The 14,404-nt window shown below is 72.0% G+C and carries 13 protein-coding genes; 6 read left to right on the top strand and 7 right to left on the bottom strand.

What is annotated here, in order from left to right; translation table 11 throughout:
- The first annotated feature begins 93 nt into the window (after window positions 1–93).
- The 3 genes from ACIQMR_RS15495 (at window position 94) to ACIQMR_RS15505 (ending at window position 2,746) form a co-directional block, all read left to right on the top strand.
- Complete coding sequence (locus tag ACIQMR_RS15495) at window positions 94–1,212, top strand: aminoglycoside phosphotransferase family protein (RefSeq protein WP_401386395.1); 1,119 nt, start codon at window positions 94–96, stop codon at window positions 1,210–1,212.
- A 303-nt stretch (window positions 1,213–1,515) separates the two neighbouring features.
- Window positions 1,516–2,406 (top strand): universal stress protein, encoded by an 891-nt coding sequence (locus ACIQMR_RS15500; protein WP_401386398.1) that lies wholly within the window; start codon window positions 1,516–1,518, stop codon window positions 2,404–2,406.
- A gap of 163 nt (window positions 2,407–2,569) precedes the next feature.
- Window positions 2,570–2,746 carry a hypothetical protein gene (locus ACIQMR_RS15505; RefSeq protein WP_401386925.1) on the top strand — a complete coding sequence of 59 codons (177 nt, stop codon included), beginning with the start codon at window positions 2,570–2,572 and terminating at the stop codon, window positions 2,744–2,746.
- Here the strand turns inward: ACIQMR_RS15505 and ACIQMR_RS15510 are convergent.
- Window positions 2,736–3,461 carry a dienelactone hydrolase family protein gene (locus ACIQMR_RS15510; RefSeq protein WP_401386401.1) on the bottom strand — a complete coding sequence of 242 codons (726 nt, stop codon included), beginning with the start codon at window positions 3,459–3,461 and terminating at the stop codon, window positions 2,736–2,738. The genes ACIQMR_RS15505 and ACIQMR_RS15510 overlap by 11 nt on opposite strands.
- A gap of 273 nt (window positions 3,462–3,734) precedes the next feature.
- Here ACIQMR_RS15510 and ACIQMR_RS15515 point away from each other — a divergent pair, with 273 nt between their 5' ends.
- From ACIQMR_RS15515 to ACIQMR_RS15525, 3 genes are all read left to right on the top strand, one after another.
- Entirely contained in the window at window positions 3,735–4,934 is a 1,200-nt protein-coding gene (locus tag ACIQMR_RS15515) for an ROK family protein (protein ID WP_401386404.1), read from the top strand.
- Window positions 4,935–5,198: 264 nt separating this feature from the next.
- Window positions 5,199–7,106 carry an N-acetylmuramoyl-L-alanine amidase gene (locus tag ACIQMR_RS15520; protein WP_401386407.1) on the top strand — a complete coding sequence of 636 codons (1,908 nt, stop codon included), beginning with the start codon at window positions 5,199–5,201 and terminating at the stop codon, window positions 7,104–7,106.
- A 165-nt stretch (window positions 7,107–7,271) separates the two neighbouring features.
- Window positions 7,272–9,554, top strand: a complete 2,283-nt coding sequence (locus ACIQMR_RS15525) for a germacradienol/geosmin synthase (protein ID WP_401386410.1) — start codon at window positions 7,272–7,274, stop codon at window positions 9,552–9,554.
- Window positions 9,555–9,681: 127 nt separating this feature from the next.
- On the opposite strand, the gene ACIQMR_RS15530 is transcribed toward ACIQMR_RS15525, so the two are convergent.
- The 6 genes from ACIQMR_RS15530 to ACIQMR_RS15555 all read right to left on the bottom strand — a co-directional run bounded on the left by ACIQMR_RS15530 (window position 9,682) and on the right by ACIQMR_RS15555 (window position 14,358).
- Window positions 9,682–10,182, bottom strand: coding sequence for a hypothetical protein (locus ACIQMR_RS15530; RefSeq protein WP_401386413.1), 501 nt, complete (start codon window positions 10,180–10,182; stop codon window positions 9,682–9,684).
- A 124-nt stretch (window positions 10,183–10,306) separates the two neighbouring features.
- The gene (locus ACIQMR_RS15535; RefSeq protein ID WP_401386416.1) at window positions 10,307–10,708 is read right to left on the bottom strand and encodes an ACT domain-containing protein; all 402 of its coding nucleotides are present in this window, start codon (window positions 10,706–10,708) and stop codon (window positions 10,307–10,309) included.
- Between the two features lie 135 nt (window positions 10,709–10,843).
- Window positions 10,844–11,086, bottom strand: a complete 243-nt coding sequence (locus tag ACIQMR_RS15540) for a DUF397 domain-containing protein (RefSeq protein WP_358663345.1) — start codon at window positions 11,084–11,086, stop codon at window positions 10,844–10,846.
- 89 nt (window positions 11,087–11,175) lie between these two features.
- Complete coding sequence (locus ACIQMR_RS15545; protein ID WP_401386420.1) at window positions 11,176–12,345, bottom strand: thiolase domain-containing protein; 1,170 nt, start codon at window positions 12,343–12,345, stop codon at window positions 11,176–11,178.
- Window positions 12,335–13,387, bottom strand: coding sequence for a thiolase domain-containing protein (locus ACIQMR_RS15550; RefSeq protein WP_401386423.1), 1,053 nt, complete (start codon window positions 13,385–13,387; stop codon window positions 12,335–12,337). Before ACIQMR_RS15550 ends, ACIQMR_RS15545 begins: the two co-directional genes overlap by 11 nt.
- A gap of 2 nt (window positions 13,388–13,389) precedes the next feature.
- The gene (locus tag ACIQMR_RS15555; protein WP_401386426.1) at window positions 13,390–14,358 is read right to left on the bottom strand and encodes a Zn-ribbon domain-containing OB-fold protein; all 969 of its coding nucleotides are present in this window, start codon (window positions 14,356–14,358) and stop codon (window positions 13,390–13,392) included.
- Between the last annotated feature and the right edge of the window lie 46 nt (window positions 14,359–14,404).

Consider the following 14,404-nt stretch of genomic DNA (forward strand, 5'->3'; position numbering starts at 1 on the left):
CCGGGACCCGAGAGCATTCCCCAGGGTGCCGAAGGCTTCCGGGGCAGGGCCGCGCACATGACTTGCCGGCACACGAAGGGATCTGTATCTCCCATGTACACAGCATCGTCCTCCGTGTCCGCCCCGCCCCGCCCGCAGCGTTCCCTGCAGGCCGGCGGCGGGCCGTTTCTCGATCCCTCCCCCACCGGCCGGGCCCGGCGGTGGCCGGGGGCGGTCGGTCAACCGCTCAGCGGGCGAATCGACTTGTCGGGCCCTCAGGGCGCGCAGCTGCGGATGGCGATCGCGTCCGTGCACCGCATCTGCCCGGAGTTCAATCCGGTCCAGGTGCTGCGCAGGAGCGGCCGCTCGGTACTCCTCGTCGGTACGACGGGACGCACCACGGCCGTGGCCAAGTGCTTACTGGATCAGTCGCCGGTGTGGACCGAGCGGTTCAGGCACGAAATAACTGCATATCGTGCGTTCGTCCGGCACCGCCCGCCGGTGCGTGTGCCGCGGCTCATCGCCGCGGACCCGGACAACTGCACGCTCGTCGTCGAGCGGATGCCGGGGCGTCCGGCGGCCCTCGCACGGCACCCTTCCGAGGCCCCGCCGCGTGCGGACGTCCGCGCGGCGCTCGGGGCGATCGTCCGGCTCAACTCGTGGCGACCGCCGGCCGGAATGTTCGACGCACCGCTGGATTACGCGTCGCGGATCGCCCGCTACCACGAGCTGGGGCTGTTCACGGACCGTGATCTCGGCGATCTGCAGAAGCTGCTGCACGGCCTGGCGCATACGGGCGGTCGGCAGGGCGTGGGCCAGTTCTGTCACGGTGACGCGCTGCTGTCGAACATCCTGCTGGCGCCGACGGGTCCGGTGCTGGTCGACTGGGAGCACGCGGGCTGGTATCTGCCGGGGTACGACCTCGCGACGCTCTGGGCCGTCCTGGGCGACGCGCCGGTGACGCGGCGCCAGATCAGCCAGCTGGCGCAGCAGTCGGGTCCCGCGACGCGGGACGCGTTCCTGGTGAACCTGATGCTGGTGCTCACCCGGGAGATCCGGACGTACGAGACCGCGGTGCAGCGGACGATGCGGGACGCGGCTCCGGCCGGGACCGCACAGCCCCAGCACGGAGCGATCTCGTCCGGGGAGGAGCAGCGGCTGCTGTTGCGGCGGCTGCACGATGACTGCGCGCTGGCACGGCGGGCCGTGCGCGCTGCGGTCGGCACTCGCTGACCGTCAACGGCGGCCGGTGGTCCGAAGGGGGCTGGTGCGCCCGGGGGCCGAGCGAGCCGTGAAGGGGAAGAGCGCTGCGCGCCCAGTGCCGACACACTGGACGCGCAGCGCTCTGTTGGTGCCGGCGTGGCTGGTCCGCCGGTGCTTCCGTGACCGGTCCGCCCGGCGGTCGACGAGCCTCGCTCGGGCGGTTGCCCGGCCTGGTGCAAGGTGTGGGGAGAGCGCGAACGGGGAACCCGAATCCGGTCGCATTCGGCCGCAGGTCGTGGCCGCGCCTCTCGACCGGACGGAGACTCACCCCCCATGGCTCGACCCATCACCGTAGGAGTGGACGGATCACCGGAGAGCCTGGCCGCGACGGGCTGGGCGGCTCGTGAAGCCACGCTCCGCGGGCTCCCCCTCCGTATCGTGCACGCCTGGCTGTGGCAGCCGCTGGACGTGCCGATCGTCCAGGACAGGGAGACGCAGGCACGGTCGGCCGACGGTGTGGTGCGCGAGGCCCAGGAGCATGTGGCCGAGCGGTACCCGGACCTGCCGGTCGGCGTCGAGGTGGTAGCGGACACGGCGGTCTCCGCGCTGCTGAGCGAGGGCGAGCGCGCCGAGATGCTGGCCCTCGGGTCCCGTGGCCACGGCGCGATCGTCGGCTTCCTCCTCGGCTCCTACGGTCAGCAGGTGATCGCCTCGGCCACGTGCCCCGTCGTCGCCGTCCGTGTCCGGGACGGGGAGCCACAGGAGCAGGAGGAGGCGCGGCCGCAGGACGGCGGTGAGATCGTCGTGGGCCAGCACGGCTCGCCGGAGGACAGCGCGGCGGCGCTGGGCTTCGCCTTCGAGACCGCGGCCGCGCACGGCGCCACCGTGCGAGCGGTGCGGGCGTGGAGCCTGCCCTCCCTCTACGCCTACAGCCCGGGGTCGATGCACCTGGCCGACGAGGCGGGAGGGCTGGTGCCGTACGAGAAGCAGGCGCTGGAGCAGGCGCTCGCGCCCTGGCGGGAGCGCTTCCCCCAGGTGCCGGTGAGGGAACACGTCGAGATCGGCAGCGCGGGGCAGGTGCTGCTGTCGGCGTCCGCCCGTGCGCGGCTGCTCGTGGTCGGCCGCCGGGCTCACCGCTCCGCCGTCGGTGCGCGGATCGGGTCCGTCGCCCATGCGGGGCTGCACCACGCACCGTGCCCCGTGGCGGTCGTGCCGCCGGCCTGATCGCGGGCCGTGCCGCCGCCGCGGGGCGGGCGCGTCGGGCGCACCACCCGGATGAAGGCCCTGCCCACCTCCATGGTCGCGCTGCTGGTCTCCGAGGCGTGCAACATCGGTCTGCCCCCCGGTGGTCAGCCCCGGCTACGAGGCGTTGACCCGGGCTCGGCTCGTGCACGTCGATCGGCAGCGCCGCAACCTGAACCTGGTCGGCCGCTACAGCTGCACGGCCTCGACTCCGGCCGCCGGCGCCCTGCGCCCGCTGCGCGACGCGGAGGCGTCGGAGCTGGACGAAGACGACGACGGCGGGCAGGAGTGCGTATCAGGAGCCGATCGGATCAATCCGTGACGGGCAGGCACTCGGCGAGCAGAGCGACGATGTCACGCCAGGCTCGCTCTGCGTGCCGTGGGTGGTAGCCGACGCCGGGACGCACGGTGTGGTCGACCGGTGGGTGGTGGAAGGCGTGAAGGGCACCTCCGTAGACCACGAGGCGCCAGTCGACGCCCGCAGCCCGCATCTCTGCGGTGAACGCTTCCCGTTGGGCGGGCGGCATGATCGGGTCTTCCGACCCGACCCCGGCCCATACCGGGCAGCGAATGCGTGCCGCCTCGCCCGGTCGGCCCGTGATAGTTGCGTTGACTGTCCCGATCGCGCGCAGATCGACACCATCGCGACCGAGTTCCAGTGCGACCGCGCCCCCGGTGCCGTAGCCGATGGCGGCGGTCCGGTCGGGGTCGGCCCGTGGTTCGGCACGCAACACGTCGAGCGCGGCGTGACCGATTCCTCGCATCCGGTCGGGGTCGGCGAGCAGCGGCATGCAACGGGCCAACATTTCCTCTGGGTCTTCCAGATAGCGTCCACCATGGAGGTCGAAAGCCAGCGCCACGTACCCCAGCTCGGCCAGAGCCTCCGCCCGGCGGCGCTCGACATCGCTGAGCCCCACCCCTTCGGGTCCGATCAGGACTGCGGGTCGGCGCTCGGCACCGGCCGGGAGCGCGAGGTATCCGATCATCGTCAGGTTGTCGGCCGGGTATTCGACCGTGCGGGTTGTGACCGTCGTCATGTGAGGGGACGTTAATGACCGTTGCGCCCGCTCGGGGCGGTGTTCACCGATGGCAGACAGCAGTCTGTCCCCACTACAACAGCCGGACGAGAACCGCATCAGCACGCTCGCGCCGATCGGACCATGATCACCGCCTTGGCGTCAACCGCTGTACCGATGTTCCCCGGGGCCGACCAAGCAGCTTTGTCCTCGGTCGAGTTGGCTCGGACTTATGCCGATGGCCGAACAAGCGCTGCCTTGTGAGCGGCGGAAGTCCTCCCTATGGTTTCCGGCATGTCTTCGCCGACGGATCTCAGCTCCTCCGCCGTCCCGTACTCGCCGGGTGAGGTGCTCGCGCTGATCAGTTCCGGATCCGCCGCGACCCGCGCCGACATCGCGCGGATCACCGGACTGGCCCGGTCCACGGTGTCGCAGCGGGTGGACGCGCTGATCGCCCACGGCTTCCTCGACGAGGACAACGCGGACGGCGGTTCGACGGGCGGAAGGCCCCCGCGCAGGCTTCAGTTGCGCACCGAGGAGCACGCGGTGGTGGGCGTGGACCTCGGGGCCTCGCACTGCCGGGTGGCGCTGATGGACGTCGGCGGCGCGCTGCTGGCCACGCGGGAGGATCCGCTGTCGATCGCGGACGGGCCCGATGTGGTGCTGCGTCATGTGGAGCGCACCATGCACACGCTGCTCAGGGAAGCGGGCCGCGAGGCGGGGACGTTGCGGTCGATCGGCGTGGGAGTGCCGGGTCCCGTCGAGTTCTCGACGGGCCGCCCGGTGGACCCGCCGATCATGCCGGGCTGGCACCAGTACCCGATCCCGGAGTTCTTCGCGGCGGGCTTCGGTGTGCGCGCGCTGGTCGACAACGACGTCAACGTGATGGCGCTGGACGAGCAGCGCCGTGCCTTCCCCGACACCCGTTTCCTGCTGTATCTGAAGGTGGGGACGGGCATCGGCTGCGGAATCATCGCGGACGGACGACTGCACCGTGGTGCGCGGGGCTGCGCCGGCGACATCGGGCACATCCGGGTCGGCGACCAGGAGGAGGAGTGCCGCTGCGGCAACTCCGGTTGTCTGGAGGCCGTCGCGGGCGGGGCCGCGCTGGCGGGGAGGCTGGCCGGTCTGGGTCTGGAGGCGGCGTCGGGCAGCGATGTCGTACGACTGGTGAAGTCCGGCAACCGGGATGCGGTCCGGATGGTGCGCGAGGCGGGTCGGGCGGTCGGCGAGGTGCTGGCGGGGCTGGTCAACTTCTTCAATCCGGACACGGTGGTGGTGGGCGGCGCCCTGGCAGCCGTGCACGATCAGCTACTGGCCGGCGTACGGGAGGCGGTGTACCGGCGGTCGCATCCCCTGGCGACGCATGTGCTGCGGATCGAGCCGAGCCGTACGGGCCAGAACGCGGCGGCGGTGGGTGCGGGGATCCTGGCGATCGAGCACGCCCTGTCGCCCGCCCAGGTGGACGGGCAACTGTCCCGGGCGATGGCCTGACGGGACGTCACCACGACCCGTCGCACGGCTCCTCACCGGCGCGGCCGAACGCTTCTCGTCACGGTCATTGGTCCACGCCACTGACGCGCCGCAGGCCGTCGGACCCTCGTCCGAGACGGGGAATTCCGCACCGTTGAGCCTCATTGACGGATCGTCCGGGAGCCGCTACCCCTGTACGGGTCCCTCGCGCACCACCCGTCACTGGAGGCTGCATTGCAGGCATCCGCCCTCGTACGACCGAGAAGCGCTCGTAGCCGGGGGGCGGTGGTCGCGGCGCTGCTGCTGACCCTGGTCTCGGCCGCTCCGTCCGCCACCGCGGAGCAGCCCGCGCCGTCCGGGGAACTGCAGCGCGCCTTCGCCGAGGCCGCGGCCGAGTACCGGGTGCCGCAGAGCGTGCTGCTCGGTGTCTCCTACCTGCAGTCCCGCTGGGACGGGCACGGCGGCGCCCCGAGCGTGACCGGTGGCTACGGCCCGATGCATCTGACGGACGCCAGGACGGCGCTGGCCGGGGCACCGCACCATTCGCACGGCTCGGAGGACGCCCGCGGGGACGCCGCGCGGGCACCGCGGACGAGCGACGCGACAGCGGTCGAGGACGGTGGGACGCTGCCCGCGCGGCTGCGGACGCTGGAGCGCGCCGCGCAGCTCACGGGTATCTCCCCCGAGCGGCTGCGCACGAGCCCCGCAGCGAACATCCGTGGCGGGGCGGCCCTGCTCGCGGCCGCGCAGAAGCGTCTCGGCGGGCAGCCGAGCGACGACGCGGCGGACTGGTACGGGGCGGTGGCGGGGTTCTCCGGCGCCGACGACTCGGCGACCGCGAAGACGTACGCCGACGACGTGTACGACGTCATCCGCTCGGGCCAGAGCCGGACCACCGACAGCGGCCAGCGGGTGGCGCTGCCGGCCGACGCCGCGCTGCGGCCGGACACGGCGACGGCCGGGGGCCTCGGCCTGCGGACCGTCGACCAGGGGCTGACGGAGTGTCCGCGGTCCGTGGCGTGCGAGTGGATCCCGGCTCCGTACAAGGAGTTCGGCGCGGGCGACTACGGCAACCACGACAAGGGGAACCGTCCCGCGTCGCAGGCGGTCGAGTACATCGTCATCCATGACACCGAGGCGACCTGGGACACCACGCTCCAGCTGGTGCAGGACCCGGAGTACGTCTCGTGGCAGTACTCGCTGCGCTCCTCCGACGGGCATGTGGCGCAGCATCTGCGGCTGAAGGACGTCGGCTGGCACGCGGGCAACTGGTACGTCAACGCCAAGTCGGTGGGCCTGGAGCACGAGGGATTCCTCGTCAGTCCCGACGCCTGGTACACGGAGGCGATGTACCGCAGCTCCGCCCGGCTGGTGCGCTATCTCGCCCAGCGCTACGACATCCCGCTGGACCGGCAGCACATCATCGGCCACGACAACGTGCCGGGCACGCTGCCCTCGACCATTCCCGGGATGCACACCGACCCGGGTCCCTACTGGGACTGGGCGCACTACTTCGACCTGCTGGGCCGGCCGCTCGTCCCGACCGCGGGCCCGCGCGCGTCCGTGGTGACGATCCGCCCCGACTACGACGACCACCGGCCGGTGTACACGAGCTGCGAGAAGCCCGGGGACACCTGCCCGGCGCACGGTTCGGGAGCGGTGCGGCTGCACACCGCGCCGGACGAGACGGCTCCGCTCGTGCGGGACGCCGGGCTGCGGCCGGGTGGCGAGGGCTCCACGAACGGGGTCAACGACACGGGGGCACGGGCCTCGACCGGCCAGCAGTACGCGGTGGCGGAGAGGCGCGGTGACTGGACGGCCGTCTGGTACCTGGGCCAGAAGGCGTGGTTCCACAATCCGCGCAAGGAGCCGACGGCGGTGGGCGCGCGGGCATCGGTCGTCGCCCCGCGCGAGGGGCTGACGGAGGTGCCGGTGTACGGGCGGGCCTATCCGGAGGCCTCGGCGTACCCGGCGGGCGTGCCGGTGCAGGCGGTGACACCGCTGCCGTACAAGCTGCTCGCGGGGCAGGAGTACGTGACCGGGGGGCGGACCCCGGGCGAGTACTACTGGGCGACGACGTTCGACTCCTCCCACCACACGGTCGTGCGCGGCAAGGAGATGTACTACGAGATCCAGTTCGGGCACCGGGTCGCCTTCGTGAAGGCGGCGGACGTGCGTGTCCTGAGGCGGTAGAGGGGCGCCGGCCGGAGGTGGGCTCGGTGCTCGCGCGCGGCGGGTTCATCCGGACGGGTGATCACCGTGGTCGCGTGGTCCGGATGGGCGACGGGTAGGGCTGGCCCGTACGCCGAACGGTCCGCGCGGCTCGCGCGCGGACGCTCACCGAAAGGCCGGGCACGCATGGCACAGCCCTTCCACCTGCCGGATTTCTATGTTCCGTATCCGGCGCGGCTCAATCCGCATGTCGATGTGGCACGGCAGCACACCCGGGAGTGGGCGCACCGCATGGGCATGCTGGAGGGGTCGGGGATCTGGGAGCTGGAGGATCTCGACGCGCACGACTACGCCCTGCTGTGCGCGTACACCCACCCGGACTGTTCGGCGGAGGCGCTGTCGCTGGTCACGGACTGGTACGTGTGGGTGTTCTTCTTCGACGACCACTTCCTGGAAGTCTTCAAACGCAGCGGCGACACGGCGGGCGGCAAGGCGTATCTGGACCGGCTCCCGGCGTTCATGCCGATGGATCCGGCGCAGGGCACCCCGGAGCCGGAGAACCAGGTGGAGGCGGGGCTCGCCGATCTGTGGGCCCGGACGGTGCCGAGCATGTCGGCGGCGTGGCGGGCCCGGTTCTCCGAGGCGACGGAGCATCTGCTGAACGAGTCTCTGTGGGAGCTCCACAACATCAACGAGGGGCGGATCGCCAACCCCGTCGAGTACATCGAGATGCGCCGCAAGGTGGGCGGTGCGCCGTGGTCGGCGGGGCTCGTGGAGTACGCGGCGGGGGCGGAGGTCCCGGCGGCGGTGGCCGGCTCGAGGCCGATGCGGGTGCTGAGGGACGCGTTCTCCGATGCCGTGCATCTGCGCAACGACCTGTTCTCGTACGAGCGTGAGGTCCGCGACGAGGGCGAGAACAGCAATGGCGTGCTGGTGCTGGAGAAATTCCTCGGCTGTACGACACAGGAGGCGGCCGATGCGGTCAACGACCTGCTGACGTCCCGGCTGCAGCAGTTCGAGAACACCGCGCTGACCGAGGTGCCGGCGCTGTGTGTGGAGAACGGACTGGATCCGGCGCAGTGCGCGGCGATCGCCGCGTACACGAAGGGCCTCCAGGACTGGCAGTCCGGCGGTCATGAGTGGCATCTGCGCTCCAGCCGCTACATGAACGAGGGCGCGGTGAGCGGGCCTTCGCTGTTCGGCGGCGTGCTCGGGACGTCGGCCCTGGACGTCAGGACGATGTTCGGGCGCCCCGCCGCCGCACGGCTGCGCGGCCTCACCCATGTCCCCCACCGGCCGACGGGCCCGCCGCTGCTGCCCGAGTTCGACTGCCCCTTCCCGCTGACGGTCAGTCCGCATCACGAGGACGCCAGGAGGAAGTCGATCGCGTGGGCCGAGCGGATGGGGCTGCTCGGGGACATCTGGGACGAGCCCATGCTCGCCGGTTTCGACTTCGCGCTCTGCTCGGCGGGCCTCGATCCGGACGCGACGCCCGAGGAGCTGGAGCTCAGCGCGGAGTGGCTGACCTGGGGGACGTACGGGGACGACTACTACCCGCTCGTGTTCGGCCGCCCACGCAACCTCCTCGGTGCGAAGGCGTGCACCGACCGGCTCATGGCGTGTCTGCCGCTGGAGGACCCGGCGGCAGGGGCGGCTGCGGCGGTCAGCCCCATGGAGCGGGCTCTCGCCGATCTGTGGGCGCGGACCGCCGGGCCGATGGGCCCCGAGCCACGGGCGGGGCTGCGGCGCGCCCTCGACGTGATGCTCGAGAGCTGGCTGTGGGAACTGCACAACCAGGCGCAGCACCGGGTGCCCGATCCCGTCGACTACATGGAGATGCGGCGTCTGACCTTCGGCTCGGACCTCACGATGATGCTGTGCCGACTGCGCCGTGAGGGGGAACTGCCTCCGGAGATCTACCGGACCGGGACGGTGCGGAGCCTGGAGGGCTCCGCGTCGGACTACGCCGTGCTGATCAATGATCTCTTCTCCTACCAGAAGGAGATCGAGGTCGAGGGAGAGGTGCACAACGCCGTCCTGGTGGTGCAGAACTTCTTCGGCTGCGACTACACGGCCGCGGTCGCGATCGTCGACGACCTGATGCGCTCGCGGCTACGCCAGTTCCAGCACCTCAAGGAGCATGAACTGCCGCTGCTGCACGAACAGTTCGGTCTCGATGAGCGCGGCAGGGCGGCCCTCGACGCGTATGTGCGCGAGCTGGAGGACTGGATCGCGGGCATCCTGAACTGGCACCGGAACATCCGCCGGTACGGGCCGGACGACGTGCACACCGGCGCGGGCTCGCCCCTGCGGCTCGCCGGACCGACCGCGCTCGGGATGTCCGCGGCGAGGGTCGTGGACCGGTTCCGCACCGGCGCGGGTGCGGGTTCGGCCGCGGGTGCGGGCTCGACCGCGGGCTCGACCGCGGGCTCGACCGCGGGCTCGGCCGCGGGTGCCGTGCGGCTCTAGGACGGGCCGGTGATCCGGGTGGTGCGACCCGCCGTGAGGGTGACGCGGCGGGCCCTGGATCTCGATCGCGTCGTGCCGGCTGTGGAGGAGTAGCCCGGGAGTGCGGTGGTGGGAGGGACGGTGCCTGTCAGCCCTGCTGGAAGAGTTCCGCGGGCAGCGGCTTCAGCAGTGCGTACAGGTCGTCGGTGATCGGCCGGTCCCAGCTGGCGATGGTGACGAGGACGTTGTCGCTGCGGTCGAACTGCACGCAGGAGATCCGGCCTTCGGAGAGCTTGATCCTGCGCACGATCAGCAGGTTGTCGCCCTGCATCACGGGGACGTCCTCGGTGCCGACGACCGTGACCTCCTCGTCGTTGTCCAGCGCCGCGAGCAGCTGGGCGACCTCGAAGGGGGCCTGGCCCTCGCCGAGGTCCCGGGCCGGCGAGCCCTCCGGCAGATTGCCGATGATCATCGCGGGGCCGCGTCCGCCGAACAGGTCGTAGCGCAGGAACACGCCCTGGCAGCTCCCGTCGGGTGCGGGCAGCAGCCCGGCGCCCAGATTGCCCGGCCAGTCCCCCGGGTCCATGGCCAGGACGTCGAAGTCCGGGCCCGCGGGAGTGGCGGCGCTACGGCGGCGGAGGAAGGACATGCCGCCATGGTACGTGGCCGGATCTCCCTGCCGCCGACCGGGCGCCCACCGCGCGCGGCCCGTCACAGGCGCCGCGGGCGGCCCGCGTGTCGTCCCTGTGCGGGGCGACACGCGGCACACCGCGTCAGCGCGGGTGCGCGGCCAGTTCCCTCAGCAGGGTGACGGCCTCCTCGGCACGCTCGTACGGCACGAACAGGTGATCGTGGTGGAAGCCCGCGACGACGTTGCAGCTCAGGCCCGCGTCGGCGAGCGCGGTGGCGACGGCGGCGGTCAGTCCGACGGCGTCCAGCGCGGAGTGCACGCGCAGGGTGATCCAGCCCGCGACGTAGTCGTACGACAGCCCGGCGGCGTCGGCCAGCTCCTGGCGTACGACGAGGGTCAGGCCCTCGGCCTCGGCGACGGTGACGACGGGCGCGAGAGCGGGTGGCGGTGTGGGGCCGGGGACGGTGGTGAAGACATGGCGGCCGGGGTTGAGTTCGGGCCGCATGGTGGTCAGGAGGCGGTGGAGATCGCGCTCTGCACTCATGATCCGCAGCCTAGATCACCGGCCGGGGCCCGATGCGGGCCATGAATGAAGGCGGCACACGCGTGTCGCCCTTCGATTCGCCGGGTACATCGGCGTGGCGGCCCGCCCGTCGGAGGGCCGCCCCGAAGGCCACCCTCAGGTGAGGTCGAACTCCCCCTCCCGGGCGTTGACTACGAAGGCACGCCATTCGGCCGGGGTGAAGATCAGTGACGGGCTCTCGGGACGGCCGCCGTTCCTCATCGCGATGAAGCCCTCGACGAAGGCGATCTGAACGTCGCCCGCTCCCTGGCTGCCCGACCGCCAGTCCGCCTGGCTGAGGTCGAGGTCCGGCTTGTCCCAGCCCGTAAGCGGCTGGCCCGTGGTGATGGTCTCGGCCACGTCCGTACTCCTCCCGGTTCGTCGTCCGGGGCTCAGACTAGCGATCGGCCCCCGTCGCGGACAGGCCGCGACGGGAGGGGACCTGCCGCTCAGTTCGACGGCGGCTCCGCGCCGACCAGCCACATGGAGAAGAACTGCGAGCCGCCCCCGTAGGCGTGGCCGAGGGCCTTGCGCGCGTCGTCCACCTGGTGCTCGCCCGCCTGCCCGCGCACCTGGAGCGCCGCCTCGGCGAAGCGGATCATCCCCGAGGCCCCGATGGGGTTGGTGGACAGCACGCCGCCCGACGGATTGACGGGCAGGTCCCCGTCCAGTTCCGTGGCGCCGGACTCGGTCAGCTTCCAGCCCTCGCCCTCCGCCGCGAAGCCCAGGTTCTCCAGCCACATCGGCTCGTACCAGGAGAACGGCACGTACATCTCGACGGCGTCGATCTCACGGCGCGGATCGGCGATGCCGGCCTGCCGGTAGACGTCGGCCGCGCAGTCCTTGCCGGCCTGCGGCGACACGAAGTCCTTCCCGGCGAAGAGCGTGGGCTCGCTGCGCATCGCGCCGCCGTGCACCCAGGCCGGCGGCAGCGGTGAACGAGCCGCGCCGGCCCGGTCGGTGAGGATCATCGCGCAGGCGCCGTCGGAGGACGGGCACGTCTCGGAGTAGCGGATCGGGTCCCACAGCATCGGCGAGGACTGCACCTTCTCCAGGGTGATGTCGTGCTCGTGCAGATGGGCGTAGGGGTTCTTCAGCGCGTTGCGCCGGTCCTTGTAGGCGACGAGGGACCCGACCGTGTCGGGTGCGCCGCTGCGGCGCATGTAGGCGCGCACGTGGGGGGCGAAGAAGCCGCCCGCGCCCGCCAGGAGTGGCTGCTGGAACGGAATGGGCAGCGACAGGCCCCACATCGCGTTCGATTCGGACTGCTTCTCGAAGGCGAGGGTCAGCACGGTCCGGTGGACGCGGGCCGCGACGAGGTTGGAGGCGACGAGTGCGGTCGAACCGCCGACCGAGCCCGCCGTATGGACCCGGAGCATCGGCTTGCCGACGGCGCCGAGCGCGTCGGCGAGGTACAGCTCCGGCATCATCACGCCCTCGAAGAAGTCCGGGGCCTTGCCGATGACGACGGCGTCGATGTCCGCCCAGGTGAGCTGGGCGTCGTCCAGGGCGCGCCGCGCGGCTTCGCGGACCAGTCCCGCGATGGACACGTCATGGCGGGCCGCGACGTGCTCGGTCTGGCCGACGCCGACGACGGCCACGGGTTCCTTAACCGACATGCGGCTCTCCTTCGAGGACGGCGACCAGGTTCTGCTGCAGGCAGGGGCCGGACGTGGCGTGGGCGAGGGCCCGTTCGGACTCACCGCGGTGGACGGCGGCGGCGGCCTCGCCGAGGCGGATGAGGCCGGCGGCCATGACGGGATTGGCGGCGAGGGCTCCGCCGGACGGATTGACCCTCACCCTCTCGTCGAGGTCGAGGGCCTTGCGGAGCACGACCTCCTGGGACGTGAAGGGGGCGTGCAGCTCGGCGGTGTCCACCGGCCGTTCGAAGGCCCCGGCCCGTTCGGCAGCGAGCCGGGTCGAGGGCGAGTCGGTGAGATCACGCACGCCGAGGCTGTGCGCCTCGATGCGGTGATCCATGCCGCGGATCCAGGCGGGCCGTTCACACAGCTCGCGGGCCCTGTCCCCGGCGGCGAGCACAACGGCGGCCGCGCCGTCACCGATGGGCGGGCAGTCGCCGGTGCGCAGCGGCCGTACGAGGTACTCGCCCTGGTCGCGGGGCCCGCGCAGCTGTGCGTGCGGATTGCCGGCCGCGTCACTGCGGCTGCGGGCGGCGATCGCGGCCAGGGCCGGCTCGTCCGTCTCCCCGCCGTCGATCAGCGCCTGGGCCTGGAGGGCGGCGAGGGCGATGGAGTCGGGCCACAGCGGGGCGAGGTAGTACGGGTCCAGCTGGCGGGTCAGCACGTCGCGGACCGGACCGGGCGAGGACTTGCCGTAGGAGTAGACCAGCGCGGTGTCCGCCTCGCCGGTGAGGAGCTTCACCCACGCCTCGTAGAGCGCCCAGGCACCGTCCATCTCGACGTGCGACTCGGAGATGGGCGGCCAGGCGCCGACTCCGTCGAGCGCCATGGTGAAGGAGAAGGCACGGCCGGCGAGATAGTCCGAGGAGCCGGAGCAGGTGAATCCGATGTCCCCGGTCCGCAGCCCGGTCTGTTCGAGCACGTCGTGCAGCACCGGCATCAGCATCTCGACCTCCGAGAGCTCCTCGGTGCTGCGCCGGTGGTCGGTCTGGGAGAAGGCGACGATCGCGACGTCTCGCATGGCTACAGCAGCTCCTTGTAGGTGTCGTAGTCCGCGTCGGGTTCGCCGGTGGGCCGGTAGTGGTCCGGGTGCCGGCCTCCCTCGGTCCACACCGGTTCCACGCGCAGGCCCATGCGCACCTGGTCGTACGGGATTCCGCCGATGCGGGCGTGGAGGGCGAGGTCGGCGCCGTCGAGGGCGATGTGCGCGTAGACGTACGGCACCTCGATGTCGAGGTTCTTCGCCTTGATGTTGACGATGCAGTACGTGGTGACCGTGCCGCGCGGGCCGACCTCGACCTGCTCGGAGGTGGCGACGCCGCAGGTGGGGCAGGCGCCACGGGGCGGGACGTACACCTTGCGGCAGGACGGGCAGCGCTCCCCGGTGATCCGCTGCCCGGCGAGGGCGTTGATGAAGCGGGCCTGGGCGCGGCCGGGGGTGTAGGTGTAGTCGAGGCGGGCGGCCGCGACGACGCCGGTGACGGGGTCGGCGAACTCCCCGCCGTGGCGGGGGGCACTGTTGTGGTCGGGATCGGCGGCGCCGTCGTGCGGTTCGAAGCACGCGATGTCGGTGATCGCTCCGGTGCGCTCGTCGGCCCAGCGGACCCGGACGCGCATTCCGGTGCGTACGGCGTCGGGTCCCGGCGCGTCGAGGGCGTGGAGGAGGGCGGTGTCGGCGCCGTCGAGCCTCACCAGCACCCAGGCGAACGGGGATGTGAGGGGCTGGCCGGCACGCGGCTCGGGGTTCCAGGCCCAGGTGGTGACGGTGCCGGTGGCTTCGACCTCGACGAGGTCGCGTATCTCCTCCGCGGTCACGGGGTCGTACTCGACGGGCGGGACGAGGACCCGGCCACCGGAGGTCTTCACACCGAGGACGGTGCGCTCACGCAGTCCGGTGAGGAAGGCGGACTGGACGGGGCCGAGGGAGCGGGTGAAGGGGAACTCGACGACGAGGGGTGCGCGGAGCACCTCCGGTGCGGGTGTGGACGGCATGCTGGGCTCCTTGGTCGGGGACGGGTGAGGTGCGTGGGCCGCCGCG

Source organism: Streptomyces sp. NPDC091376 (assembly GCF_044757085.1).
GTDB classification, from domain to species: Bacteria; Actinomycetota; Actinomycetes; order Streptomycetales; family Streptomycetaceae; genus Streptomyces; species Streptomyces pratisoli.

What these genes read in the sequence shown, in the direction of transcription:
- ACIQMR_RS15495 (WP_401386395.1), top strand. Translation starts at nt 94, where the DNA reads ATGTACACAGCATCGTCCTCCGTGTCCGCCCCGCCCCGCCCGCAGCGT.
- ACIQMR_RS15500 (WP_401386398.1), top strand. Translation starts at nt 1,516, where the DNA reads ATGGCTCGACCCATCACCGTAGGAGTGGACGGATCACCGGAGAGCCTG.
- ACIQMR_RS15510 (WP_401386401.1), bottom strand. Translation starts at nt 3,461, where the DNA reads ATGACGACGGTCACAACCCGCACGGTCGAATACCCGGCCGACAACCTG.
- ACIQMR_RS15515 (WP_401386404.1), top strand. Translation starts at nt 3,735, where the DNA reads ATGTCTTCGCCGACGGATCTCAGCTCCTCCGCCGTCCCGTACTCGCCG.
- ACIQMR_RS15525 (WP_401386410.1), top strand. Translation starts at nt 7,272, where the DNA reads ATGGCACAGCCCTTCCACCTGCCGGATTTCTATGTTCCGTATCCGGCG.
- ACIQMR_RS15530 (WP_401386413.1), bottom strand. Translation starts at nt 10,182, where the DNA reads ATGTCCTTCCTCCGCCGCCGTAGCGCCGCCACTCCCGCGGGCCCGGAC.
- ACIQMR_RS15535 (WP_401386416.1), bottom strand. Translation starts at nt 10,708, where the DNA reads ATGAGTGCAGAGCGCGATCTCCACCGCCTCCTGACCACCATGCGGCCC.
- ACIQMR_RS15545 (WP_401386420.1), bottom strand. Translation starts at nt 12,345, where the DNA reads ATGTCGGTTAAGGAACCCGTGGCCGTCGTCGGCGTCGGCCAGACCGAG.
- ACIQMR_RS15550 (WP_401386423.1), bottom strand. Translation starts at nt 13,387, where the DNA reads ATGCGAGACGTCGCGATCGTCGCCTTCTCCCAGACCGACCACCGGCGC.
- ACIQMR_RS15555 (WP_401386426.1), bottom strand. Translation starts at nt 14,358, where the DNA reads ATGCCGTCCACACCCGCACCGGAGGTGCTCCGCGCACCCCTCGTCGTC.